This is a genomic window from Corallococcus sp. CA049B, assembly GCF_003611685.1.
GTDB lineage: Bacteria > Myxococcota > Myxococcia > Myxococcales > Myxococcaceae > Corallococcus > Corallococcus coralloides.
On record NZ_RAWC01000049.1, the window covers coordinates 1 to 24,441 of the forward strand.

The window sequence follows — 24,441 nt, forward strand, 5'->3', positions numbered from 1 at the left end:
GGGCAGCACGGCAGGGCGGGCGGTACGGGGCGGTACGGCACCTCACACAGACACTTCATCCTCGGAGAACGAAGACCATGGCGACCAAGACCCAGAAGCAGACCATCCAGCGCAAGGCCCGTCAGGTGAAGGCGAAGACGGTCAAGGCCGTGTCCAACGCTGGCAAGCAGGCGAAGCGCGTGCAGGTGACGCTCGGTGACCTGATCGCCGCTGCCTTCGACACCGTGGGTGGCGAGGCTCGCAAGGTGGCCAGGGTGGTCTCCTCGACCGACATGACGCTGGCGACCGGAAAGCACATTGTGTTCGTGGGGTGATGATCCGCCGGCCGGGCGCGGACGACATCGGGAATCCACTCCAGGGCCAGGTGACCGACGTGAAACCCATTCTCATCCCCGGACGCAACTGCTGGACGCGGACGGAAACGCATGACGCGGGCGTGCTGGTGGACGCCCGGGACTACTACCGGGAGCTGTATCGGGCCATCCGGAAGGCCCGCCGCTCCATCGTCATCACCGGTTGGCAGTTCGACAGCGACGTGACGTTGCTGCGCGGTGAGGACCTGGAGGAGGCCCAGGGAGGCGAAGTCCGGCTGCTGCCGCTGTTGGATCAGATGTGCCGGGAGAACCCGGAGCTGCACGTCTACATCCTCGCGTGGGACTTCAGCATGCTGCTCGCCATGGAGCGCGAGTGGATGCAGCACCTGCTCTTCAACTGGACGACGAACGAACGGCTGCGCTTCCGCTTCGATTCCTCCAGTCCGCTCTACGGCGCCCATCACCAGAAGCTCGTCGTCGTGGACGGCGTGATGGCGTTCACCGGCGGCATGGACGTGTGTGACTGCCGCTGGGACGACCGGGACCACCCCGCGCGCTCGAAGCTGCGCTGCGACTCCGGCCGCGACCCGCACGGGCCCTACCACGACGTGCAGACGGTGCTGACAGGCCCCGCGGTGAAGCCGCTCGCGGAGCTGTTCGAGGCGCGCTGGGCTCACTCGGGCGGAGGCGAGCTCCACCTGGAGCCCGTGAACCGCGACGACATGACTTTCGAAGCGACGATGCCCGCGCCTCCAGGCCCGGTGGCCATCAGCCGCACCTTCGGCAAGACGCTGCTGCCTCCGCAAGCGGAGGTGCAGGAGATCCGCGCGCTGTACGTGGACGCCATCGAAGCTGCCGAGCGCTTCATCTACATCGAGAACCAGTACTTCTCCTCACGCGCCATCTACGACGCGCTCGTCAAGCGCATGCGCGCGGCCGGACGGCCCCGGCTCCAGGTGATGCTGGTGCTGCCCCGTCAGCCGGAGGCCCTGCGCGAGCAGATCGCCATGGGCGTGGCCCAGGTGCGCCTCTTGCGCGCGCTGCGCGACGTGGCCTCCGAGACGGGCCACGGCTTCGCGGTGTACGGCTCGGCGGCGAAGGACGAGGACGGCTCGGACGTCTTCACGTACATCCACTCGAAGGTGCTCATCGTGGATGACACCTTCATGACCATCGGCTCCGCGAACACGACCAACCGCAGCCTGGGATTGGATTCGGAGCTCAACCTGAGCTGGGAGGCGGAAATCCCCGGCGACGCCGTGTCGCGCGCCATCCGCCGCGTGCGCGTGTCGCTGATGGCGGAGCACGTGGGCCTCTCCGGCGTGGCCGCGCTGCGCCCGCTGGTGGACGCGAAGCGCCTGGTGGAGACGTTGGACGGGCTGGCCCTCGCGGGACAGCACCGGCTGCGTCCGCACCCGCTGGAGACGGTGTTCGACCAGAACCCCCTCTTCAAGCCGCTGGAGCCGGAGGAGTTCCTCATCGACCCGGAGGAGTCGGTGCTGGACGAGTCCCTCTTCGAGGCCCTGCACAAGGGCGACGACGGCCTCTTCGCCTCCGGCGTGCGCCTGCTGTCGCGCTGGCTCGTGGGCAAGTCGTGCGAGACGGCCCGGCGGCACAGCGCCATCCTGCCCTGCGATCCCGTCCAGGAGGAGGGCGGGACCGCGGGGCACTAACGGCGGGCGAAGTCCACGCCCACGCCCGCGCCGACGCTCACGCCGCGCACCAGCGTGTCGTCCGGCTGCGGGAAGGTCACCGTGGCGCCGGCGCCCCAGATGTACATGGCGGGCAGCACGCGCTGGCGGAACTCCGCCGCCACCGAGTATTGGGGCTTGTCGCCCAGGCCCACCACGATCACGCGCGCGATGCCTCGCGACTCGCCGCCCGGGCTGCTGAAGCTCAGGGACAGGTCGCCATCCGCGCGGCCGAAGGCGGAGTACTCCACGGCGCCGCTGGCCACCACCTCCGGGGAGTCCGGTCCGTCGCCGCGCGCCACGGACAGCTCCAGGTAGCCGGAGAAGTCCTTGGGTACGCGCTGGTCGGACTGGGGCTCCTCGGAGAGGCCCACGGCGGAGAAGCGCGACAGCTCGTAGCCCGCGCCGAAGTAGCCGAAGCGGAAGCCGCCGCCCTGCCGGCGCCCCTGCGCGGTGACGCTGATCTGCGTGCCCTTGAAGTTGCCCTCGAACGCGACGCCCAGCAGGGCGCCCACGTCCTGCGCGCCCTCGTTGAGCCGCGCGCCGCCGGCGACCAGGGCCCACGAGCGCAGCCGCTCACCCTTGTACATGGCGAACTCGCCGCCCACCGACGCCACCGTGGCCTCCGGCGTCACCCCGCCCGCCTCGCCGAAGTCGTGCGCCGCCGAGGCGCGCACCAGGTAGCGGTCGAAGTTCGCCTCGCTGTCGCTGGCGATGCGGCCGATGTCCAGGAGCAGCTCGCCGGAGAACACGCGCGCGGCGAGCACGTCGCTGGCCAGGAGCTGCACGCGCGCGGGCCCCGCGGTGAACGACAGCGTGCCGCCCGCCGGGTGGTAGTTCGGGTTGAGCTGGTTGTCGTAGCGGTTCACCAGGTAGCCGCGCCCCAGCGACTCCTCCAGGAACGGCTGCACGCGCAGGCCGAAGCGGCCGGACTCGTCCCCAATGCGCAACAGGCGCACCACCTGGCCGTAGTCGCTGCGCTCGTCCCAGTCCTCGCGCCGCAGCCACGCGCCGTAGTCGTCGTCCTTCTGCTTCGGCTCGCTGTCCCAGAGCCGGAAGCGCAGCGGCGCGCCCAGCATGAAGGCGAAGTCCTCGCCGCCATCCACGCCCAGGGACGGGTACGCGTAGCCGAACAGGTCCTGCTTCCCACCCCGCGTCCCGGACGGGAAGCTCAGCGGCCCCACCTCCAGGAGCGCCCGGAACCCGATGCCTCCCGAGTCTTCCGGGCCCCCCGAGGACTCCGGCGCGGAGTACGACTCCTGCCGCGGATCATTGGGGACCTCCTCGATGGTGGAGGACTGGGAGTGAAGCAGGGCGATGAGGGCCACGAAGGGAGCACCAGTCATTGGTGCTCACTCTAGTTGGCGCGGCGCGGGCTGGACAGACGAATACCCGGGACGGCCCGCGAGCGGGCTTTCCCGAGTATCCGCCCTCGCGTGGGGCGCGATGACTAGTTCGTGGGATCCGGCGTGGCGTCCGTCTCCACCTTGGAGCTGTCCGTGCTCGGGGCGTCCGCGTCGCTGTCGAGGGCGCGGGACCCGGTGTCGTCGCTCACGTCGCTCACGTCGCTCTTGCCCTCGGTGCTGGTGGAGCCGGAGCCGCCGGTGCCGCCCAGGTTGCCCTCGGTGCCCAGGTTTCCCTTCTCATTGGGGTCGCGGTTCTGGTTCACCGCGCCGGAGGGGGACTGGGTGTCGCCCAGCTCGGTGGGCGTGTTCTGCTGGACGTCCCACTTCTCTCCGTCCCCGGTCTTCACGGCCTCGTCGGGCGCGCCGGAGCCGCCGGTGGCCTCGCCCTCGTAGACGGTGGGCGCGTTCATGCGGTCGCGCTTCTCCAGGTCGCTGACGTTGCCGGTCTCACCGGGCAGCTCCTGGTTGGAGGAGTCCGAGGACGAGGAGTCGATGCTCTCGCTGGTGTCCAGGGACTCGCCCGCGCTGCCGGAGCCGCCGATGGCGCCTGCCTCCGGTGACGAGGCCTCGCGGGTGTTGGCGTTGTGGCTGGCGCAACCGTACAGCGACAGGGCGGCGATCGCCGCGAACAGAGGGAGCTTCATGGGAAATCTCCGTGTGTGTCGGGTGGGTTCAAGTCGGCTGCCAGAAACTGGGTTGCCCTTCCGACAGAGACAAGGACACACACGGTCCTCTGCTACCCGACCCTTACCTGGGCGGCCGGGCGAGCGGGCGCTCAGGTGCCGGGCCGTAGGCGCCCTCGCCAATCCCAATCACGCAGCGCGCCCGCTCTCCGGAGACACCTGCTTGACTACGACTGTAGTCAGGCGTACCTTGCCTTCTGACTACAGCTGTCGTCACGAAGGGCAGGGCGCATGAAGAAGCCGGTGGGAGAGCAGGAGCTGGCGGTGCTGCGGTACGTGGCCGAGCACGGGCCGGCGACGGTGGGCGAGGTGGCCGAGCGCTTCGGTGAGGCGCAGGGCCTGGCGCGCTCCACCATCCTGACGGTGATGGAGCGGCTGCGGCTGAAGGGGCACCTGACCCGGAGCAAGGTGGACGGGGTGTTCCAGTACGCCTCGCCGGTGGCGACGCAAGAGCTGCTGCGCGACGTCGTAGGGAACTTCGTGCAGCGCACGCTCTCCGGGTCCCTGTCGCCGTTCGTGACCTACCTGTCGGAGACGGAGGACGTGTCCGACGAAGAGCTGAAGCAGCTCCAGGACGTCGTGGCGCGCCTGCGCCAGAAGCGGAAGGAGTGAGCCCCGTGACGCCTTTCATGACCTCGCCGTGGTGGTCGTCGTGGTCGGAGTCGGTGTGGCGCGCCTCGTGGCAGGGGGCGCTGTGCGCGCTGGCCGTCTGGGTGCTGGCCCGGACGGTGCCGCGCCTGCCCGCGGCCCTGCGCGCCGGCCTGTGGTGGCTGGTGGCGCTCAAGTTCGTGCTCACGCTGGGCTGGCCCAAGCCCATGCCCCTGGCGCTGCTGCCCGTGGAGTCCACGGCCGCGCAATCCCAGACGGTCCGCGTGGAAGGCGCTCAATCCCAGACACATGGCCAGACGGTCATGGTGCTCACGGCGCCTGATGCGACCGTGAGCATGCGGGTGCCGACGCAGGGGCGGACACCGGCTCATGCGGAGGAGCTCTCGACCGGGGCGCGGGTCACTGCGTTCTTCAAGGGCGCGGTGGCGTCGCTCCGCGCGCATCCGTGGACGGTGGGCGGGGTGTGGGCGCTGCTCGTCCTGTGGGGCGCGGGCGTGGCGTGGAAGGTGCGGGGCCACGTGCTGGCGTGGCGCCAGGTGCGGGGCATGCGGGAGCGCGCGCGGCCCTTGCGTCACCCGGTGCTGGAGGAGGAGGCGGAGTTCCTCGCGAATGAGGCGGGCCTGCGCCGTCCGCCCACGCTGCTCGTGTCGGACGAGGTGGTGAGCCCGCTGGCCGCGGGGCTGGTGTCGCCGGTCATCGTGTTGCCCGCGAAGGCGCTGCGCGATTTGCCGGAGGACTCGCTGCGCATGGCGCTCGCACATGAAATCGCGCACCTGCGGCGCGGGGACCTGTGGCTGGGCTGGGTGCCGGCGCTGGCGGAGACGGTCCTCTTCTTCCACCCGCTCGCGCGCCAGGCGGCCCGTGAGTACGCGCTCGCCCGGGAAGAGGCGTGCGACGCGGAGGCGCTGCGCCTCACCGGCGCGGAGCCCGCGGACTACGGCGAGCTGCTCATCGCCTTTGGCATCACCCGGCCCCCGGGCAGCGCAGCGGCGCTCGGGGCGTCGGCCCACCTTCACGCGCTGCACAGGAGGCTCCGCATGCTGGAACATGTCGACGTCGTCCCCACGCAACCCCGCCGGTGGCTGAAGGGCGCGCTGTTCGCCCTCGGCGCCGTGGTCCTGATGCCCTTCCAGGTCGTCGCCAAGGCGCCCGCGGAGAGCACCGCTCCCGCCGCGAAGGACGCGGCCCCCGCCCCCGTCAAGGTGGGCACCGTCCGGCACCTGCCGGAAGACGCCGCGCCGGCCTCCACCGCGAAGGCGCCCGCGCCCATCCCGGACAATGACAGGCGGGCTCCGGTGCCGCCCGCGCCGCCCGCGCCGCCGATGGTTGGAAAGCCCACCCCGCCGGTGCCGCCCGTGCCTCCGATCCGGAGCGCGGTGTCCCCGGTGGCGCCCATGGCCCCCATGCTCGCGGCCGCGCCGCGTCCCCCCGCTCCGCCCGCGCCTCCCGAGCCTCCGGACATGGGCATCGAGGACGGCGACACCTTCGCGTACCTCTCCGACGGCCGCACGATGATGGCCGGCTCCACGGACGACCTGTACCTGGCGCGCACCTTCAAGCAGCAGGGCAAGGACCTGCTCTTCGTGCGCCGCGACAACAAGCCCATGCTGATCCGCGACGCGAAGACGCTGGAGCAGGTGCGCAAGCTGTTCGAGGACGACCTCAAGCTGGGGGACGCGCAGGGAGCGCTCGGAGAGAAGCAGGCCGCGCTGGGCGCGCAGCAGGCCGCGCTGGGGCAGAAGCAGGCGGAGCTCGCCTACCCCATGTCGCAGATCGCCGCGAAGCACGCCGCCATCGCGTCGAAGCGCGCGGAGATCGCCATGGAGCGCGCCCGCCTCCACAGCCAGGAGGACAGCCCGGAGCGCGACCGCCAGGAGGCGGAGCTCGACAAGCGCGACGCGTCCTTCGACAAGGAGCTGGAGGGCCTGGACACGCAGCAGGAGGAGCTCAGCCAGAAGATGGAGGCCCTGGGCGAGCAGCAGGGGAAGCTCGGCGAGCAGCAGGGGAAGCTCGGCGAGGAGCAGGGGAAGCTGGGCCTGCAGCAGGCGGCGCGCAGCCGCGAGAACATGAAGAAGGTGATGGCCGTCATCGACGAGGCCATCCGCAAGGGCCTGGCCGAGCCCCTGCCCACCTGAGGACGGAGGGCGCGGCCCCTCGGTGACGGCGCACGCGGGGGTTCCCTCTACCGGGACCCGGTGTGAAGCCTGTCTCGGAGGTCGCCATGTCCGCCGCCGTCCCGCAGCACACGTCACGCACCACCATCGACATCCTGGTGCGCCGGGTCCGTGAGGGCTCGAGCGCGTGGGCGAAGCTCGCCCTGACGGAGCGCATCCGGCTCCTGGAGGACCTGCGCCACGCGTACGTCGCCATCGCGGAGCCGAGCGTGCGCGCGGCCTGCGAGGCGAAGGGAATCGACCCCGGCGGGCCACTCGCGGGTGAGGAGTGGCTCGGCGGGCCCATGGTGGTGGTGCGCAACCTGCGCCTGCTCTCGGAGGCGCTGAAGGACGTCCGGGCGCACGGCGCGCCCGTCATCCCCGCGAAGCACCTGCGCACGCTGGAGGACGGGCGGCTCGCCGCGCGGCTGTTCCCCCGGGACAGGTTGGAGGGGATGCTCCTGCCCGGCACCACGGGCGAGGTCTACTTCCAGCCCGGCGTCACCGCGGCCAACCTGCGCGAACACCAGGCGTCCTTCTACCGCAAGCCCCACAAGGGCCGGGTCTGCGCGGTGCTGGGCGGCGGCAACGTCAACTCCATCCCGCCCATGGACTGCCTCTACAAGCTCTTCGTCGAGGGCACCGCCTGCGTGCTCAAGATGAACCCCGTCAACGCGTACCTGGGCCCGTTCCTGGAGCAGGCCTTCGCGCCGCTCATCGCGCGCGACGCGCTGGCCATCGTGTATGGCGGCGCGGAGGAGGGCGCGCAGCTGGTCCACCACGACGCGGTGGACGAGGTGCACATCACCGGCAGCGACAAGACCCACGACGCGCTCGTGTGGGGCCCGCCCGGCCCGGAGTCCGACGAGCGCCGCCGGAAGAACGAACCGCTGCTCGCGAAGCACGTCTCCAGCGAGCTGGGCAACATCTCCCCCGTGGTGGTGGTGCCGGGGCCGTACTCGGACGGCGAGCTGCGCTTCCAGGCGGACGACATCGCCGGCATGGTCGCCAACAACGCGTCCTTCAACTGCAACGCGGCGAAGCTGCTGGTGCAGCCAAAGGATTGGATCCAGCGCGGCGCGCTGATGGACCGCATCCAGGCGAGCCTGGGCCACGCGCCCGTGCGCCGCGCGTACTACCCGGGCGCCCAGGAGCGCTGGCACCAGTTCACGGACGCGCGCCCCAACCTGCGGCTGGTGGGCAACCCCGGCGAGGGCGACCTGGCCTACGCGCTGATTCCGGACGTGGATCCATCGAAGACGGACGACCGTGTCTTCCACAACGAGCCCTGGTGCACGGTGCTGTCGGAGACGGGGCTGCCGGGCTCCGACGAACCCGTGGCCTTCCTGGAGGCCGCGGTGGCGTTCCTCAACGAGAAGGTGTGGGGCACGCTGAACGTGACGCTCATCGTCCATCCGAAGACGATGCGGGACCCGAGGGTGCGCGCGGCGGTGGAGAAGGCGGTGCGGGAGCTGCGCTACGGCACGGTGGCCCTCAACACCTGGCCCGCGGCGGCGTACGCGCTGGGCAGCATGCCCTGGGGTGGCCATCCGTCCGCGTCGCCCCGGGACATCCAGAGCGGGCAGGGCTGGGTGCACAACACGTTCATGCTGGAGTCCATCGAGAAGGCGGTGCTGCGCGCTCCGCTCACGTCCCTGCTCTCGCCCCCGTGGGTGCCGGGGCACAAGGGCGTGGCGGCGCTGGGCCGCCGGTTGGTGGAATTCGAGCAGTCCCCGTCCTGGTGGAAGGTCCCGGGTGTCGCCCTGGCCGCGCTGCGCCGGTAGGGGCAGGCGGGGAGGCGGGGAATCTGGAGGCTCGTGGTAGGTAGGGGGGACCATGGCATCCAGGTACGCGCAAGAGGGTGGGCAGTCGCTCCAGCAGGGGCAGCCCGCGGAGGCGGTGAAGAGCTTCCAGAAGGGCCTCTCCATCGACCCGAAGGACGTGGACTGTCTGATGGGCCTGGTGCGCGCCCACCTGAGCACCGGCGCCGCGAAGGAGGCCGAAGGGGCCGTGACGCGCCTGTTGCAGGTGCAGCCGGACAACACGGAGGCGCAGGCGCACCTGGCCATGCTCAAGGCGCAGGCCGGGGACCCCGTGGCGCTGGTGACGCTCAAGGCGCTGGCCGCCGCGCCCACCGCCGGCTACTTCGAGCGCTTCAACCTGGGCACGCTCCTGGCGGACCGCGGCGACCTGGAGGGGGCGAAGGCCGCCTTCGAGGCCGCGCAGGTGGTGGCGCCCCACAGCGTCTATCCGCACTTCGAGCTGGGGCGCATCGCGGTGCAGCGCAAGGACACGGCGGCGGCGGTGACGCACTTCCAGCAGGCCGCCTCGCTGGCGCCCCAGGAAGCCCTGCCGCACCTGATGCTGTCGCGCGCGCACGCGGAGAGCGGCGCCATCGGGGCGGCCATCGCGGCGGCCACGCGGGCCCTGGAGCACGCGCAGGGCCGCACGCGCGTGGCGGTGTTGCAGGACCTCTTCCGCCTCTACCTCCAGGCCAACGGCCAGGACGCGGCCCGCCGCACCATCCTGGAGCTGCGCGAGCTGGACCCCGCGCAGGTCCGCTACGTCCACCTGCACGGCATGGCCTGCATGCTGGCCGGGGAGCTGGCGGAGGCGAAGGCCCTCTTCGCGGAGGCCCTCGAGCGCGCTCCGAATCAGTGGGACATCCGCCACTCGCTGGCGCAGGCGCACGAGGCGCTGGGCGAGCGCGCCGAGGCCCGCAAGCTCCTGGAGGAGACCGTGGCGGCGGCGCCCCACGAGCCCGGCCCCACCAACGACCTGGTGCGCCTCCTGATGGGCGACCAGGACCACGCGCGGGCCCGCGTGCTGCTGGAGCGGGTGCTGGAGGCGAACCCCCAGGACGCGCTCACGCACCTGAACCTGGCGCGCGCCACCCAGCCGTTCGACCGGGCGGAAGCCACCCGGCACGCCAGGCAGGCGCAGTCGCTGGGCGCCGCGGACGACATCGTGAAGGACCAGGCGGCGCGGCTCCTGACGGAGCTGAGCGGCTGACGCACCCCGTCTTCCCCTGCCCCGGGCCCGTGCCTACCTTCAGGCGCGGTCCGAGAGCGGGCAGGGGGGACGTATGCGCAAGGCGGAGCAGGCACTCATCGAGCAGCTCGAAGCGCGCTTCCGGGAAGTGACGCGGCTGCTCTACACCACGTCCATCCCCGCGTCGGTGCTGGACGCGGAGCTGATGCCGATGATGGCCGAGGACGTCACCTTCACGGACCCCTGGCAGAAGGGGGGCGGCAAGGAGACGTACCGCAAGGGCGCGGCGGGCTTCCACTGCATGTTCCGCTTCGACTTCGACATCTTCCAGCTCAACGTCCAGCTGGAGCCGGATGGGAAGAGCGGGCGGGCCATCGTGGACGGGGTGATGAACCTCAAGCAGTTCGCGTGGCTCTACACGTACCCGCTGCGCACGCTGCTCGTGTACGACTTCACGCTCCAGCGCGGCGAGGACGGCGGTGAGGTGCTGCCGCTCATCCACGCGCACGAGGAGATGTGGAGCTTCGGCGACATGATCGCCAACGTGCCCGGCGTGGGCGCGCTCTACGACCGCTTCCGCAGCGCCTTCAGCGTGGGCTTCCTGGCGGCGTCCGCGCTGTGCGGGCGCCTCAAGCAATCCACCTGAGAGGCCGGGCGGCAGGGCACGGGCGTCATGCCCTGACATGTCTGTCAGGGATTGCGAGGGGCTACTCGGAGTGCGGCCGTCTGTCGGCCAGTGGGCACGGGTGTTGCTCTGGGGCGCGGGGTCCACTGTCCCCGGAGGTCCCGCGTGCGTCGCTGGCTGTTGCTGTTGCCCCTCCTCGCTGGCTGTGAGCCCGGTCTGGAGGCGGCTGGCGTATTGGATGCCACGGCGACGCGGCTGGAAGACGACCGTGTCTCCGTCGAAGTCACGCTGGCCTGCGGCCTCGTCTACGGCATGGCGCGGTCGCAAGGCTGTGACGCGGATGGCGAGCGCGTCTGCGTCTCCGCGACGTGGTACGCGGCCGACGACACGGTCTTCGCCCATCCGCTGCACCGGGCGGAGTCGTGCCAGACGGTCCCCGACATCATCGGCACCCAGGTGACGGTCACCACGCCGGACGCCGTGGACCGGGACCCCGGGCTGCGCATCCTGGTCAGCGCGGATCCCCGCGTGGCGAACGTCATCATCCCCAACCCCTGAGACCTCCCATGCATCCGACCTTCACCCTCGTGGCCCTCGCGGGCCTGCTGACGGCCTGCGGGCCTCGTTGGGACGCCGTGGGCGTTCGCGCCGCCTCCGCCACCCGTGACGCGGATGACCACGTCACCGTGACCGCCGTCTTGACCTGCGTGCCCGCGAACGGCTCGGAGCCTGACGGCTGTGACAAGGATGGGGAGTCCCTGTGCATCGGGCTCATCGGGTACCCGACCCCGGAGGTCCTGCCGGAGGATCGCTCCTCCTTGGGCGTCTGGCGCGTCTCCGAGTGTCTGCAACCCAAGCACTGGGAGGGGGCGACCGTGGTGTTGCGCTCACCGGAGCCCGTTCCACGCGACGTGCCCTGGACCCTGGAGCTGGGACGGACCCTCATCAATGGAGAGGGCCCGCGCGTCTTCATGGAGAGCCCCTGACGTGCGCACGTCTTGCTATGAAGGGCGGGTCTTTTCTGGGGGGACAGTGATGCGGCGTACCGTGAGTGGAGTGTTGTTGGCGCTGGCCGCCATGGCCATGGGCTGCGGCGAGGACCTGCAAGCACCCGACGTGTCCAGTGTCCGGGCCACGCGGCTGGACGATGGCCGGGTGTCTCTCGATGTCTTCGTCACGTGCTTCGCGCTCAAGGGGCAGCAGCCAGCGGACGAAGACTGCGGATTGCCGGAAGACGAGCCCCTCTGCGTCGATGCGGGGTGGTACCTGGTGACTGACGCTGCCTTCAGTACGCCCCTGTTCTCACAGCGGACGTGCGAGCCGGTCGGCACCGTCATCCGCAGGAAGATGACCGTCGTCTCGCCGGGCGTCGTCCCCGCCGAACACGACTGGCGCATCCTGGTCCAGGTGGATCCGCGCAGCACCCGCATCATCATCGCCAGCCCCTGAGCCTCCCCATGTCCCTGCGAATCCCCTGGATGTTGATGTGCTGTGGCCTGCTGGCCGCGTGTGGCTTTGGCCCGGACCTGGTGGGCGTCCGCACCGCCACCGCTGTCCGCGACGCGGATGACCGCGTCACGGTGACAGCCGTCCTCACATGCGTGCCGTGGGACGGTTCCCCGGCGGGAGTGGACTGCGACGCGGACGGCAAGGAGCACTGCGTGGTGGCCACCTGGACCGACTCGTACGGTCGGAGCTCCCCCCAGATCATCACGTCGGGCGTCCAGTGCGTGATTCCGCAGCGGGTCGAGGGCGCGACGGTGGTCATCCGTTCGTCGGCCCCCGTGCCGCGCGAGTCGGGCCTCACCATCAGGCTCGGCGACACGCCGAGGGTGGTCATCGACAGCCCGTGACAGGCCGCTTCAGGCGGGGATGAGCTTCTCCGCCTGAAGGGTGTCTGTCTGTTCAGCGCCCGAACAGCCCGCGCCGCTTCGTCTGCTGCGCCTGCCCGCCCAGGCGTGACAGCCGCTGGCCCAGGATGCGGCTCATCTCCAGCGCGACGGCGGGGTTGGCCATCATCACGCCGCGGAAGTCCTCGCGGCCCACGGCGGCCAGCTCGCACGGCGTGGCGGTGACGGCGGTGGCGTTGCGGGGCTCGCCCGTGAGCAGGGCCAGCTCTCCGAAGAAGCCCCCCTGCTTCACCGTGGCCACCGTCTGCCGCGAGCCGTCCTTCATCGCCACCTCGCCGGAGATGACGACGTAGAACGTCTCGCCCGCGTCGCCCTGGCGGAACAGCTCCGTGCCCGCGGGCGTCTGGAGCAGCTCCGCGCCGCGCGCCACCGCCTCCAGCTCGTCGTCACTCAGGGGCGCCAGGAAGTCCAGCTTGCGCAACGTCGTCGCCAGCGACGACGCCACGCCCGCGCCCAGCGGCGGCTCCGACGTGAGGAACTCCACCGCCTGCGCCACCTGCGTGCGGCGCGCCACGAGGATGACGTTGTGCCCGGCCTTCAGCACCGTGTTGCCCTCCGGCAGCGCGGTGTGGCCCTGCGGATCCACCAGCGCGATGAAGATGCACTCGCGAGGAAAGCCCTCCATGCCGCGCACCTGCGCCACCGTCTGCCCCGCCACCCGCGCACGCACGGGAATGGCCAGCTCGAAGAGGAGCGCGTCGCCGCTGCTGAGCGGCAGCGACCCGGACACCTGCGGGAAGTCGATGGCGGTGGTCATCTTCGCCACCACCACGTCCGCCTCCGCCACCAGCTCCTTCACGCCCGCCAGCCGGTACGCGTCGCGGTAGTTCGTGTCCAGCATCCGCACCATCAGGCGCGCGCTGGACGTGGAGCGCACCAGCATGGCGAACGCCAGGTTCGCCGGGTCGTGCGCCAGCACCGCCGCCGCCACGTCCGCCGTCCCGATGCCCGCCGCCTCCAGCACGCGCGGGTTGGTGGCGTCCCCGCACACCGTCACCACGCCCACCTCTTCGAAGAGGCGCGCGCAGATGCTCGCGTCGCGTTCGATGACCGTCACCGTGTGCTGCTCCGACACGAGCCGCGCCGCCAGCGCGCCGCCCACCCGTCCTCCCCCCGCGATGACGATCTTCATGACGCCTTCTGCTCCTTGCCTTCCGAGGTCGCGTGCCCGCCGTGCAGCACCTTCTCCAGGTCCAACATCCGCGCATCCAGATGCGCCAGCATCTCCTCCGCCGTCGCCTCCGGAATCAGCCCGTTGCGCCGCGCGCCCTGCAACGCCGTGCGCTCCGCGTCGATGAGCCGCCGCCGCGTGCTCAAGAGGTCCTTCGCCCCTTCGGCCAGGTGCTGCTCGCTGATGCGCCGCAGCTCCCGCTCCGCCCGGGCGATGTTCACCTGGTACTCGCTGCGCAGGTGCTCATAGGCCGCGCGCGGCAGCAGGCCCTGCGAATGCAACGCCTCCAGCTCCACGTGCGCCGCGCGGCTGGCGATGAGCTTCCCGCGCTGCTCCGCCATCTCCAGCGCCACCGCGTCCTGCTGGAACAGCCCCAGCCACTTGAGCGCGCCCGTGAGCATCAGCCCCTGGCCCACCATGGACACCAGCGTGACGCCGAACGCGATGGAGACAATCTGCTCGCGCGCGGGCGTGGTCTCCGGAAGACCCAGCGCCAGACCGATGGACAGCGCGCCCTTGATGTTGCCCAGCAGGAACACGTGCTGCCAGCGCAGCGGGATGGTCTCCGCGGGCTTGAACAGACGCAGGAGCAGGAAGGGCAGGTAGATGGCCACCGCGCGCCCCAGCACCACCGCCACCACCGCGATGCCCACGCCCGGCAGGTGCCCCTGGAGCGCCTCTGGCCGCGTGTCCAGGCCCACGGAGAGGAAGAGGAACGTGTTGACGCCGAAGGTGGCGTACTCCCAGAAGGAGTGGATGGCCACCTGGCTCTGCGGCGGCACCTCGCGCCGCAGCGTCACGCCCACCGCGAGCCCCGCCACCACCGCGGAGATGGCGCCCGACAGGTGCACCTCTTCCGCCATCACGTAGGACGCCAGCGCCACCGCCGTCGTCACCATGATCTCCGCGAGCGGATCCTCCGCGCGCCGGATGATGAAGCCGCCCAGGAGGCCCAGCGCCAGGCCCACCACCGCGCCACCCACCGACGCGAGCAGCACGTGGCCGCTCAAGGACCCCAGTGAGGGCGCCACGCCGCCCGCCACCACCGCCGCGATGGCCGTGTACGCCACCAGCGCGGTGCCGTCGTTGAAGAGGCTCTCGCCCTGGATGATGCCCGCCAGCCGCCCGGGCACCGGCGCGCGGCGGAAGGCGTAGAGGATGGACACCGTGTCCGTCACCGCGAGGATGGAGCCCAGCAGCAGCGCGGGCCCACACGCCAGGTGCAGCATCCAGTGCAGCGCGGCGCCGGTGGCGCCAATGGCGAGCACCATCCCCAGCGTGGACAGCAGGCCAATGGGGACCGCGTTCGCGCGGATGCCATTGAGGTCCGCCATGATGCCGCCCTCGAAGAGCAGCAGCGGCAGGCAGATGAGGAAGACCACCTGGGGGTTGAGCGGTGGAACCCCCGGCAGCAGGTGTGCGACCGAGATGAGCAAGCCACCAAGCACCAGCGCGACGTTGTACGGCACGCTGGCCCGCTTGGCGGCGATGGCAAGCGCGATGGCCGCCACCATCAGGCCGATTAAAATAGGTACTTCCAGCAGCACGGCGACTCCACTGGGACCAGGAAGGGGCGCGAAGCTTTCCAGATTCGCGTGGACCGTGCACGGGCACCGTCCGCTTTTCATCCCCTGCCCGCCTGCCTTCCTCCCTCTGGAAGTGCGCCCTGGCGGTACGGCGTCCGCGTGGTACAGCACCCCCCCAGATGAAATCCGGCTCGCTGGACACCCTGGTCCTCTCCGTCACGGCCCTGCGTAAAACCTATGGCGCCCACACGGCCGTGGACGGCATCTCCTTCCACGTGCGCCGCCGCGAAATCGTGGGCCTGTTGGGCCCCAACGGCGCGGGCAAGAGCACCACCATCAACATGCTCCTGGGCGTGCTCCAGCCCACCTCCGGCACCATCGCCATCGAGGGCACGGATTTGGAGACCCAGCGGGTGAAGGCGCTGTCCCGCACCAACTTCGCCGCCGTCTACTCGCCCCTGCCCGGCAACCTCACCGTGGCCCAGAACCTGCGCGTCTTCGGCCTCATCTACGGCGTGAAGGGGCTGTCCGCCCGCATCGAGACGCTGCTGGAGGAGTACGACCTGAAGCGCTTCCGCGACACCAAGTGCGGCGTGCTGTCCTCCGGCGAGCAGACGCGCGTGTCCCTGGCCAAGGCCATGCTCAACGAGCCGCGCCTGTTGCTGCTGGACGAACCCACCGCGTCGCTGGATCCGGCCACCGCGCTGGACATCCGCACCCGCATCAAGGCCTTCGCGGCCAAGGGCAACAGCAGCGTGCTGTGGACGTCCCACAACATGTACGAGGTGGAGTCCGTCTGCGACCGCGTCCTCTTCCTGGCGCGCGGCCGGGTGCTGCTGGAGGGCGACCCGAAGACGCTGCCTCGCGAGCACGGCAAGGCCACGCTGGAGGAGCTGTTCATCGCCGTGGCCCACGAGCCGCTGGCCCTGGAGAGGAGCGAAGCGCCATGAACCTGGACCACGTCGCGGGCATCGCGCTGCGCCAGTTCTATCTCTACAAGGGCAACTTCGCGCGCGTGGTGCCGCTGTTCGCCTGGGTGGCGGTGGACATGGTGCTGTGGGGCTTCATGACCCGGTACCTCAACGAGGTGACGTCCTCCGGCTACGACTTCGTGCCGGCGCTCCTGGGCGCGGTGCTGCTCTGGGACTTCTTCGCGCGCGTGATGCAGGGGCTGACGACGGGCTTCTTCGAGGACGTCTGGTCGCGCAACTTCCTCAACGTCTTCGCCACGCCGCTCACGCTGCCGGAGTACGTGGGCGGCCTGGTGTTGACGAGCATCGCGACCAGCGCCATTGGCCTCGTCGTCATGCTGCTCTTGTCCACCACGGTGTTCGGCCTGTCCTTCGCCGCCTACGGGGCGCTGTTCATCCCCTTCGTGCTGGTGCTGTTCCTCTTCGGAATCGCGCTGGGCATCCTCAGCAGCGCGATGGTGCTGAGGCTGGGCCCCGCGTCCGAGTGGTTCGTCTGGCCCATCCCCAGCCTGCTGTCCCCGTTCGTGGGCGTCTTCTACCCGCTGTCCACGCTGCCGGAGTGGATGCAGTGGGTGGCGAAGCTGCTGCCTCCGTCCTACGTCTTCGAGGGCGTGCGCACGCTGGTGGCCGGCGGCGAGTTCTCCGGCGCCACGCTCGGCTGGGGCTTCGCGCTGGCGCTGCTGGACATCGTGCTGGCGGGCTGGGTGTTCCAGCGCGTCTACCGCTACGCGGTGCGCACGGGCCTCTTGGCCCGCTACAGCGCGGAGAGCGTGAGCTAACGCCGGACGCGCAGGAGCAGGTCCTTCTTCGGGCCGCACTCGCCCCGGCCGTCGCAGTTGCTGGTGGTGACGTACAGGTGGCCGTCCGGGCCCATCAGCACGTCGCGCAGGCGGCCCCAGGTGTTTCGCAGGTACACCTCGTGCCGGGTCACGCGGTGGGGTTGCCGCGCGTCGAACTCCACCCGGTGCAGGTGCTTGGACTTGAGCGTGCCCACCAGCAGCGACCCCCTCCACTCCGGAATCGCGCTGCCCGTGTAGACGGCGGCGCCACCCGGGGGCGCGGCGTCGTCGAAGGTGAGCGACGGGGTGATGCGCCCGCGCTGCGTCTCGCACGAATAGATGCCGGGCCAGCCCAGGTTGTCGCCCGCCTTCACCACGTTCACCTCGTCGTGGCCAAAGCGCATCGTCTCGCCGCTGGGGCCATGGTCGGTGAGGTACAGCGTGGTGGCGTCCTTCCAGTCAAAGCCCTGCGTGTTGCGCACGCCCAGCAGGAACGCGGGCGAATCCGGAAAGGGATTGTCCTGGGGCACCGCCCCGTCCGGCGTCAGGCGCAGCAGCTTGCCCGCGGGGCTCTTCACGTCCTGGGACAGGTCCGGGTCGCGCGAGTCGCCCGTGCCCACGTACAGCATGCCGTCCGGCCCGAAGCGCAGCCGCCCGCCGTCGTGATACTTCGCGGACGGGATGCCGCCGAAGATGACGCGCTCGAAGGTCGCGCTCGCGCCGTCCGGTGACAGCGTCCAGCGCTCCACCCGGTTCTGCGCCTCCCCGTCCGCCTGGGTGGTGACGTACAGGTAGAACCGCCGGTTCGTCGCGAAGTCCGGGTGCGCGGCGATGCCCAGCAGGCCGCCCTCTCCGTTCGCCGTCAGGGGCAGCGTGGCCACGGCCCCGGGCTGCAGCTGGCCTCCGCGGAGCAGCCGCACGCGGCCCGGTCGCTCGGTGATGAGCGCGTCGCCGTCCTGGCCCGGCAGGAAGGCCACGCCCCAGGGGACCTCCAGCCCTTCCGCCACCACGTCCACGGTGACGGGCACGCTGCCGTCCTGGCCCCAGCCGTCCTCCACCAGGATGCAGTCCTCGGCGGAGGCCGTCCCCTGCGCCTGGCTCTTGCGGCAGGCGGAGGCGGAGGCGGTGAGCACCACGAGGGCGGACAGGAGCAGGCGTCGGGAGCGCATGGGGACAATCTAGCGTTGGTGAACGCGGCCTACCGACCTGGAAGGGGGGCAGCCGAGCGCGCTCGGGACTGGAAGACGGTGCCGGGTGGCGTTGTCGCGGCCCCTGTCGTGGGCACCTTGCTCGGGCGGGTTCAACGACACCAATGCCCAGCGGGAGGCAGTTCCATGGCGCGCATCGCATTCATCGTGGCGAACGACTTCGAGGACTCCGAGTTCCAGGTCCCCTACGACAAGCTCAAGCAGGCGGGCCACGAGCCCGTCGTCATCGGCGTGGAGGCCGGCAAGACGCTCAAGGGGAAGAAGGGCGCGGAGCTCCGCACGGAGAAGGCGGTGAAGGAGGTCAAGGCCGCGGACTTCGCCGCGCTGGTGATTCCCGGCGGCTACTCGCCGGACCACCTGCGCATGGACATTGGCATGGTCGGCTTCGTGCGCGACTTCTTCAAGGCGGACAAGCCCATCGCCGCCGTGTGCCACGCGCCGTGGATGCTGGTGGAGGCGGACATCGCGGACGAGCGCACCGTCACCTCGTTCCCCTCCATCAAGACGGACCTCATCAACGCCGGCGCGCGCTGGGTGGACCGCCAGGTGGTGGAGGACGGCAATCTCATCACGTCCCGCAAGCCAGACGACCTGGACGCCTTCTGCGCCGCCGTGCTGCGCCAGCTGAAGGACGGCATCGCCCCACGTCTGGAGTCGCCGCTGGCCCCGGAAGCCGCCGCGGACCGCGCACCCCCAGTGCACTGAGCCACCCATAAGGCGAAGCATGGTCCAACAGGACCCAGGCCCCCAGGGTGCTCCATGCGCTCTGGGGGCTTCTGCGTGCCGCGCGACGGAACGGAGTTCCCCCGCGGAAGCCGCCTGCCTGCCCCCGTTTCCAGAGGGAAGGTGTTGAGGGGACAACCCCCCATGCCCGCGACGCATTGCGCTGTCGGACGCATGCGTCAGGTTTTCGCTGTTCTGGAATTGTTCCGTTGTCTTTGGTTCTTCGCTACAAGACACTCGGACGTTTGTACGGGGTTTCACCAACCCCAGGGGAGTCATCAAATCCCCGAATTTTACAGTTGGGTTGCCATTGTGCAGTTTCATTGCTTATTGTTGCGACCGCCCCGCCCCCTCGACGAACTGCGCCATCACTGGCGGTCACTGTGGACTCCCGCATGAACCCGGCTCCTCGAAACGTGGTGTCCCCGCCCCGTCAGGTCGTCCGGGCGGTGTTGAACGAAGCGCTGGAGAGCAAGCTGGGCGGGGAGGTGGTGGTGAAGTCCACCACGGTCTCCGGCCGCATCTTCGTGGTGGAGCGCAAGGTGGCGTGGACGGTGCTCACGGGCCCGGGCGCGCGCAGCTTCTCCACGGCGCTCATCGACGCGAAGCTGGTCAGCCGCGAGGACGTCGAGCAGGTGATGGCGGAGTGCCGCAAGAGCGGCGGCAACTTCTGCGAGACGCTGGTGGCGTGGGGGCTGGTGCCGCGCGACACGCTGCGCGACCTGCTGTGCCACCACGTGACCGCGCAGCTGGAGACGCTCTTCGGGCTGACGGAGGCGCAGGCGCTCTTCGTGCCGCAGCCGCGCTCCTACGCCAGCCAGCTGACGTTCGACCTGGCGGAGCTCATGGCCAACACCCCGCAGCCTGCTGTTCCGCAGTCGCAGTCCCCCTCGGGTCCCCCCGTCCTACTGGAAGGTGAAGCCATGGCGAACGTGAAGCAGGCGCTGGAAGAGGCGATGAAGATTGAAGGGGCGTTCGCGGTCTGTCTCGCGGATGCCAACAGCGGGATGACCCTGGGAAGTGTCGGTGGGAACGCGACCTTCAACGTCGAGGCGGCGGCCGCGGGCAACACGGAGGTGATGCGCGCCAAGCTGAAGACGATGAAGGCCCTGGGCATCAAGGACCGCATCGAGGACATGCTCATCACCCTGGGCGAGCAGTACCACATCATCCGTCCGCTCGCGGCCCGCGAAGGCCTGTTCCTCTACATCGCGCTGCACCGCGCGAACGCGAACCTGGCGATGGCGCGCTTCCGCATGGCGGATGTGGAGAAGAGCATCCAGCTCTGAGGCTTCACCTGAGTGCCACCCCCACGCCGCCCGTTTCCCTCCTGGAGGGAAGCGGGCGGAGGCGTTTGGAGGGGTCAGTGCTCTCCCGCGCGCTGCTCACCGGCTTCCACGCGCAGGTGCAGGCGGTTGCCGCGCGGAGGCAGCGGGCAGGTGGCGAAGCGCGAGAAGGCGCACGGCGGATTGTAGGCGCGGTTGAAGTCCAGCACGACGCGCCCGTCCTTGTCCGGCAGCGGCGCTTCGAGGAAGCGGCCGGCGCCGTAGGTCGTGTCGCGGTTCGACTCGTCGCCGAAGACGATGAACAGCTCTCCGTCTCCCTCCTCCCCCACGGGCGTCAGGCGGTACTCCTTGCCCGCCACCGTGAAGACGAGCGTGCCGGCGGCCTTCATCTCCTCCGCGTACCCCAGCACCGTGGGCACGCTGAGCATGCGCGGCTTGTCGTCCGGCACCAGCCGCGCCTCCACCTTCCAGTCCGCGCTGGCCGGATACATGGGGATGCCGGGGAACTGCTTGCGCGCCGCCGCCTCCGAGTCCTTCACCCGCACGCCCAGCCGGTCCTTGCGGAGGATGATCTGGAAGCTCACCGCGCCCAGCCGCACCACGTCCGGCGCGCCCTTCTCGTCTGTCTTCAGCGCGCCGCCCGTGAAGGGTTTGCCCTCCAGCGTGAAGGCCACCCCCGGCGCGGGCTGGAAGCTCACGCTGTTGCCCTTGCGCACGAAGGTCCCCGCGCTGGCCGGCGCCGGTGAGGGCAGCGGCACCGCGCTGTCGGGCGCGGAGCCGGCCGTCTGCTCGCCCTCCTTCAACCAGGTGAGCCCCACCAGCGTCAGCCAGCCGTCCGGCGACTGCAGGCGTTGCAGCCGTTCGGCGTGCCACGCCTGCGTGGCGGCGGCGACGTCCTCCGCGGGGGCCTTCTTCTCCGCCTGCGCGGCGGGCTTCGGAAGCGGCTTCGCGGGAGGCGAGGCCTGTAATGCCAGGGACAGGACCAGGGCGAGGGTGCTCATGGGGAGGGACCTTGGAGGGCGGAAGGGCAGGGCAGGGGCGGTGGGGCCAATGTCTAACAGGTGCCCGTCCCGGTTGCGCGCGGTCCTCCCGCCGTGCAAAGGCTTGAGAAACCTTCCATGAACCTGGACCTCCACCCCGCGCCCCCGGCCAGTGCCCTGCGCAAGCTCGCGCTGGGGACATGGCGCGCGCCCCGAGACCCCACCGCCTACGCGGCGCTGGAGGTCCGCATGGAGCCGGCGCTCGCGTTCATGGCCACGCACCGCACGCTCACCGGCCGGCGCCTGACGGTGACGCACCTGGTGGCGAAGGCCGCGGCGGACGCGCTGCGCCGCCATCCGGAGGCCAACGTCGTGCTGCGCGGCCAGCGCCCGTGGCTGCGCGAGGACGTGGGCGTCTGCGTGCTGGTGGTGCAGCCGGCGAGCGGCGCGTCGCGCGTGGACCTGACCACCGCCACCGTGCACCGCGCGGACCAGAAGTCGCTGGAGGCGCTGGCGGACGCCATGGAGGCGCGGGTGTCGCGGGTCCGCGCGCGCGAGGACGTGGAGATTGAGCGGGGCAAGCGCCGCTCGTCGCTGCTGCCCGGCTGGATGATGGGCCCCGCGCTGCGGCTGTTGTCCTTCGTCTGGTACGGCCTGAACGTGAACCTGCGCCGGGTGGGCATGCCGTTCGACCCGTTCGGCTCCGTGGCGGTGACGAACCTGGGCTCGCTGGGGCTGGAGCGGGGCTTCGTCGCGATGGTGCCCTACACCCGCGTGCCGCTCCTGCTGGCGCCCGGGCTCGTGCGGGACGCGCCCGTGGTGCAGGACGGGGCGCTGGTGCCCGGCAAGGTCATGACGCTCACCTGCACCTGGGACGCGCGCCTCATCGACGTGGACCTGGCCGCGCGGGTGCTCCGGCACATCGGCGGCGCGCTGGAGGATCCCCGGGGGTGGGATGCACCGGGGACCGAAGCGCGCTAAAATGGGACCGTCATCCGGAGGTCGGCACCATGTCCGTGGATCCCTTTCGTCGCGTCGGTGGTTCCCGTCCCGTGGGACGGGTGCTGGGCGGCCAGGACCGCTTCGAGAAGGAAGCCCTGGAAGGCCCCCCTGAAGGCCCCCTGGCCATGGACCGCCGCCAGCGCATGGCCGGCGGCCCGTTGCCGGTGAATGGAGAGAGCCCCTTCGCCGCGAAGCTGCGCAAGCTGGGCGCGTCGAACCCGGACGGCAAGGAGGACTGAAGCGTCCGCTTCAGACCTGTCCGGCGCCGCCGTCCACGAAGAGCTCCGCGCCGTTGACGAAGCTGCTGTCGTCCGACGCGAGGAACAGCGCCGCCTTCGCCACCTCGTCCGGCTGCCCCATGCGGCCCAGCGGGATGAGGCCGGTGAGGAACTCCTTCAGCTGCTTCTTCCCCTCCACGTCGGGCACAAGCCCGTTGAGTCCCGGCGTGTCGATGGGGCCCGGGCTGAGCGTGTTCACCCGGATGCGCCGCCCCTTCAAGTCGGACGCCCAGGTGCGCGCGAACGAGCGGATGGCCGCCTTCGTCGCCGCGTAGACGCTGAACGCCGGTGAGCCGTCCGAGCCCGCCGTGGAGCCCGTCAGGATGACGGAGCCGCCGTCCTTCAACAGCGGCAGCGCCTTCTGCACCGTGAACAGCGTGCCCTTCACGTTGACGTTGAACGTCTGGTCGAAGTGCGCCTCCGTGATGGAGCCCAGCGCCGCGAACTCGCCCAGGCCCGCGTTGGCGAACACCACGTCGATATGGCCCGCCTCCTCCTTCACCCGCGCGTAGAGCGCGTCCAGGTCCGCCATCACGGACACGTCCCCGCGCACGCCCACCGCGCCGTGGCCAATCTCCTGCACCGCCCGGTCCACCTCCGCCTGCCGGCGGCCGGTGAGGAACACCTTCGCCCCCTCCTGCGCGAAGCGCTTCGCGGACGCGAAGCCGATTCCCGTGGTCCCACCCGTGACGACCGCCACCTTCCCGTCGAGCCTGCCCATGGTCCTGCTCCTTGTCCGGTCCCCGCTCAGGCGGAGGAGTTATGGACTTGATGGTCCATATCTAAGAATGGTGGACCGAACGGTCAATAACTTTTATTTTCCGGGCATGGCTCGGCCTCGGACATTCGATGAAGCGCAGGTGCTGCGGGCGGTGCGCGACCAGTTCTGGAACAAGGGCTACGCGGCGACGTCCATGGACGACCTGATGCAGGCCACGGGGCTGGGCAAGGGCAGCCTCTACGGGGCCTTCGGCGACAAGCATCAGCTCTTCGTGAAGGTCTTCGACACCTACTGCGTGAACTCCCTGGAGTCGGTGAAGAAGACGCTGGAGGGGCCGGACGCCGGGGCGCTGGAGCGCCTGCGCCAGTACATGCTGGGAATGGCCACCGCGTCCGCGTCGCCCGCGAACCGGCGCGGGTGCCTGCTGGCGCGCGGCACGTCTGAATTGGCGGCGCAGGACGCGCACGTGGCGGACCGGGCGCTGGAGACCTTCCGGGGGCTGGAGGCCGCGTTCGTGCGCTGCCTGGAGCAGGCCCAATCGCATGGGGACCTCGCGGCCCACGCGGACCCCAAGAGGTTGGGGGCCATGCTGCTCGCGGTCTTCCGGGGCCTGGAGGCCGTGGGCAAGGCCGGCATGGACGAAGCCAGCCTGCGCGGCATGGTGGAGACGGCATTCGAACAGCTGCCCGCCCCGGTGAAGCGCCGCCGTTAGCGCCGGCCTCTTCCGGTGACCCCCGCGTTCAGGCTAGGCACAGGGCCTGACCGCGGGTGCGAGCGGTCACTCACCGGGATTGGGGGCATTGATGAGGAAGGCACATGCGGTGGCGGCGTCGATGGTGGCGCTGATGCTGGGGCAGACGGGCTGCTATCGGACGAGCATCGTCACGAACCTGCGGCCGGAGCCCAAGGTCCACCAGGACCGGCAGTGGTTCACGGCGGTGGGCCTGCTGCCCGTGTCCAGTCCCCCTGGCAGCGAGTGCAAGAACGGCATCGCGTGGGCGCAGAGCCGCGCGACCCCCAGCGACTTCCTCATCCAGGCGGGCCTGGCGGTGGCGGGCGCGTTCATCGGTTCGGCGGTGTGCGCCGGTGGCGACCGGACCGAAGAGCAGCAGGCCAACTGCGCCGCCATTGGCCTGCTGGTGCCCACGCTCCTGGTGGGGTCGCGCACCGTGGCCTACGCCTGCGCGTCGGAGCCCCAGAACGCCAACCCGCGCCATGACCTGGGCACGGGCCCGGAGACGCCGGTCCGCGCCCCGGACCATGCGAACGCGCCGGAGGAGGGCGAGGTCCCGGCACTGGAGGCCCCGACCCCGCCGCCGCTGCCGCCGCCCGGCTCCGTGCCGGACTCGAGCCCTGGGCTCTGAAACACCTCCGGACGCGGCGCGCGGTCCTTCACGCGCCGCGCCCGAAGGTG

The 24,441-nt window shown here is 70.6% G+C and carries 26 protein-coding genes; 19 read left to right on the top strand and 7 right to left on the bottom strand.

Going from position 1 to position 24,441, the window contains the following annotated elements; genetic code table 11:
* The first annotated feature begins 77 nt into the window (after positions 1-77).
* Both D7W82_RS13815 and D7W82_RS13820 read left to right on the top strand, forming a co-directional pair.
* A complete protein-coding gene (locus D7W82_RS13815; protein ID WP_014400128.1) occupies positions 78-314 on the top strand; it encodes a hypothetical protein in 237 nt (78 codons plus the stop codon).
* 59 nt (positions 315-373) lie between these two features.
* Positions 374-1,987 (top strand): phospholipase D-like domain-containing protein, encoded by a 1,614-nt coding sequence (locus D7W82_RS13820; RefSeq protein ID WP_370450994.1) that lies wholly within the window; start codon positions 374-376, stop codon positions 1,985-1,987.
* Here the strand turns inward: D7W82_RS13820 and D7W82_RS13825 are convergent.
* Entirely contained in the window at positions 1,984-3,351 is a 1,368-nt protein-coding gene (locus D7W82_RS13825) for a hypothetical protein (protein WP_120618800.1), read from the bottom strand. The genes D7W82_RS13820 and D7W82_RS13825 overlap by 4 nt on opposite strands.
* A 104-nt stretch (positions 3,352-3,455) precedes the next feature.
* A complete protein-coding gene (locus tag D7W82_RS13830; protein ID WP_120618801.1) occupies positions 3,456-4,055 on the bottom strand; it encodes a hypothetical protein in 600 nt (199 codons plus the stop codon).
* Between the two features lie 270 nt (positions 4,056-4,325).
* On the opposite strand from D7W82_RS13830, the gene D7W82_RS13835 reads away from it, so the two are divergent.
* The 9 genes from D7W82_RS13835 (at position 4,326) to D7W82_RS13875 (ending at position 12,325) form a co-directional block, all read left to right on the top strand.
* Entirely contained in the window at positions 4,326-4,706 is a 381-nt protein-coding gene (locus D7W82_RS13835; protein ID WP_014400122.1) for a BlaI/MecI/CopY family transcriptional regulator, read from the top strand.
* A 5-nt stretch (positions 4,707-4,711) separates the two neighbouring features.
* Positions 4,712-6,838: a M56 family metallopeptidase gene (locus tag D7W82_RS13840; protein WP_120618802.1), complete on the top strand. Its 2,127-nt coding sequence runs from the start codon at positions 4,712-4,714 to the stop codon at positions 6,836-6,838.
* 86 nt (positions 6,839-6,924) lie between these two features.
* Positions 6,925-8,640 (top strand): aldehyde dehydrogenase, encoded by a 1,716-nt coding sequence (locus D7W82_RS13845; RefSeq protein ID WP_120618803.1) that lies wholly within the window; start codon positions 6,925-6,927, stop codon positions 8,638-8,640.
* 52 nt (positions 8,641-8,692) lie between these two features.
* Positions 8,693-9,868, top strand: a complete 1,176-nt coding sequence (locus D7W82_RS13850) for a tetratricopeptide repeat protein (RefSeq protein WP_120618804.1) — start codon at positions 8,693-8,695, stop codon at positions 9,866-9,868.
* Between the two features lie 73 nt (positions 9,869-9,941).
* Entirely contained in the window at positions 9,942-10,493 is a 552-nt protein-coding gene (locus D7W82_RS13855) for a hypothetical protein (RefSeq protein ID WP_120618805.1), read from the top strand.
* A gap of 144 nt (positions 10,494-10,637) precedes the next feature.
* On the top strand, positions 10,638-11,030 hold the full coding sequence (locus tag D7W82_RS13860) for a hypothetical protein (RefSeq protein ID WP_147439327.1): 393 nt from the start codon (positions 10,638-10,640) through the stop codon (positions 11,028-11,030).
* Between the two features lie 8 nt (positions 11,031-11,038).
* The gene (locus D7W82_RS13865; protein WP_120618807.1) at positions 11,039-11,458 is read left to right on the top strand and encodes a hypothetical protein; all 420 of its coding nucleotides are present in this window, start codon (positions 11,039-11,041) and stop codon (positions 11,456-11,458) included.
* A gap of 49 nt (positions 11,459-11,507) precedes the next feature.
* Positions 11,508-11,921 carry a hypothetical protein gene (locus tag D7W82_RS13870; RefSeq protein ID WP_147439328.1) on the top strand — a complete coding sequence of 138 codons (414 nt, stop codon included), beginning with the start codon at positions 11,508-11,510 and terminating at the stop codon, positions 11,919-11,921.
* Positions 11,922-11,929: 8 nt separating this feature from the next.
* The gene (locus D7W82_RS13875; RefSeq protein WP_120618809.1) at positions 11,930-12,325 is read left to right on the top strand and encodes a hypothetical protein; all 396 of its coding nucleotides are present in this window, start codon (positions 11,930-11,932) and stop codon (positions 12,323-12,325) included.
* Positions 12,326-12,377: 52 nt separating this feature from the next.
* Here D7W82_RS13875 and D7W82_RS13880 read toward each other — a convergent pair whose 3' ends face one another.
* Together D7W82_RS13880 and D7W82_RS13885 are read right to left on the bottom strand one after the other, a co-directional pair.
* Positions 12,378-13,514 (bottom strand): cyclic nucleotide-binding domain-containing protein, encoded by a 1,137-nt coding sequence (locus D7W82_RS13880; RefSeq protein WP_120618810.1) that lies wholly within the window; start codon positions 13,512-13,514, stop codon positions 12,378-12,380.
* A complete protein-coding gene (locus tag D7W82_RS13885; RefSeq protein ID WP_120618811.1) occupies positions 13,511-15,100 on the bottom strand; it encodes a sodium:proton antiporter in 1,590 nt (529 codons plus the stop codon). The genes D7W82_RS13880 and D7W82_RS13885 overlap by 4 nt, the downstream gene beginning before the upstream one ends.
* A 158-nt stretch (positions 15,101-15,258) precedes the next feature.
* Between D7W82_RS13885 and D7W82_RS13890 the strand changes: the two genes are divergently transcribed.
* Entirely contained in the window at positions 15,259-16,029 is a 771-nt protein-coding gene (locus tag D7W82_RS13890; RefSeq protein WP_120618812.1) for an ABC transporter ATP-binding protein, read from the top strand.
* Entirely contained in the window at positions 16,026-16,829 is an 804-nt protein-coding gene (locus tag D7W82_RS13895; protein WP_120618813.1) for an ABC transporter permease, read from the top strand. The genes D7W82_RS13890 and D7W82_RS13895 overlap by 4 nt, the downstream gene beginning before the upstream one ends.
* On the opposite strand, the gene D7W82_RS13900 is transcribed toward D7W82_RS13895, so the two are convergent.
* Positions 16,826-17,998 carry a sorbosone dehydrogenase family protein gene (locus tag D7W82_RS13900; protein WP_120618814.1) on the bottom strand — a complete coding sequence of 391 codons (1,173 nt, stop codon included), beginning with the start codon at positions 17,996-17,998 and terminating at the stop codon, positions 16,826-16,828. The two genes, D7W82_RS13895 and D7W82_RS13900, sit on opposite strands and share 4 nt — an antisense overlap.
* A 165-nt stretch (positions 17,999-18,163) precedes the next feature.
* Between D7W82_RS13900 and D7W82_RS13905 the strand changes: the two genes are divergently transcribed.
* Together D7W82_RS13905 and D7W82_RS41505 are read left to right on the top strand one after the other, a co-directional pair.
* Positions 18,164-18,742: a type 1 glutamine amidotransferase domain-containing protein gene (locus D7W82_RS13905; RefSeq protein ID WP_120618815.1), complete on the top strand. Its 579-nt coding sequence runs from the start codon at positions 18,164-18,166 to the stop codon at positions 18,740-18,742.
* Positions 18,743-19,155: 413 nt separating this feature from the next.
* On the top strand, positions 19,156-20,049 hold the full coding sequence (locus D7W82_RS41505) for a hypothetical protein (protein ID WP_120618816.1): 894 nt from the start codon (positions 19,156-19,158) through the stop codon (positions 20,047-20,049).
* Positions 20,050-20,123: 74 nt separating this feature from the next.
* Here D7W82_RS41505 and D7W82_RS13915 read toward each other — a convergent pair whose 3' ends face one another.
* On the bottom strand, positions 20,124-21,047 hold the full coding sequence (locus tag D7W82_RS13915) for a DUF1684 domain-containing protein (RefSeq protein WP_120618817.1): 924 nt from the start codon (positions 21,045-21,047) through the stop codon (positions 20,124-20,126).
* A 117-nt stretch (positions 21,048-21,164) separates the two neighbouring features.
* Between D7W82_RS13915 and D7W82_RS13920 the strand changes: the two genes are divergently transcribed.
* Positions 21,165-22,007 carry a 2-oxo acid dehydrogenase subunit E2 gene (locus D7W82_RS13920; protein ID WP_120618818.1) on the top strand — a complete coding sequence of 281 codons (843 nt, stop codon included), beginning with the start codon at positions 21,165-21,167 and terminating at the stop codon, positions 22,005-22,007.
* Between the two features lie 29 nt (positions 22,008-22,036).
* Positions 22,037-22,267, top strand: a complete 231-nt coding sequence (locus D7W82_RS13925) for a hypothetical protein (protein WP_120618819.1) — start codon at positions 22,037-22,039, stop codon at positions 22,265-22,267.
* Positions 22,268-22,277: 10 nt separating this feature from the next.
* Here D7W82_RS13925 and D7W82_RS13930 read toward each other — a convergent pair whose 3' ends face one another.
* Positions 22,278-23,027 (bottom strand): SDR family NAD(P)-dependent oxidoreductase, encoded by a 750-nt coding sequence (locus D7W82_RS13930; RefSeq protein WP_120618820.1) that lies wholly within the window; start codon positions 23,025-23,027, stop codon positions 22,278-22,280.
* 106 nt (positions 23,028-23,133) lie between these two features.
* On the opposite strand from D7W82_RS13930, the gene D7W82_RS13935 reads away from it, so the two are divergent.
* Positions 23,134-23,739 carry a TetR/AcrR family transcriptional regulator gene (locus D7W82_RS13935; RefSeq protein ID WP_233587524.1) on the top strand — a complete coding sequence of 202 codons (606 nt, stop codon included), beginning with the start codon at positions 23,134-23,136 and terminating at the stop codon, positions 23,737-23,739.
* A gap of 91 nt (positions 23,740-23,830) precedes the next feature.
* Entirely contained in the window at positions 23,831-24,391 is a 561-nt protein-coding gene (locus D7W82_RS40515; protein WP_158617657.1) for a hypothetical protein, read from the top strand.
* The last annotated feature ends 50 nt before the right edge of the window (positions 24,392-24,441 follow it).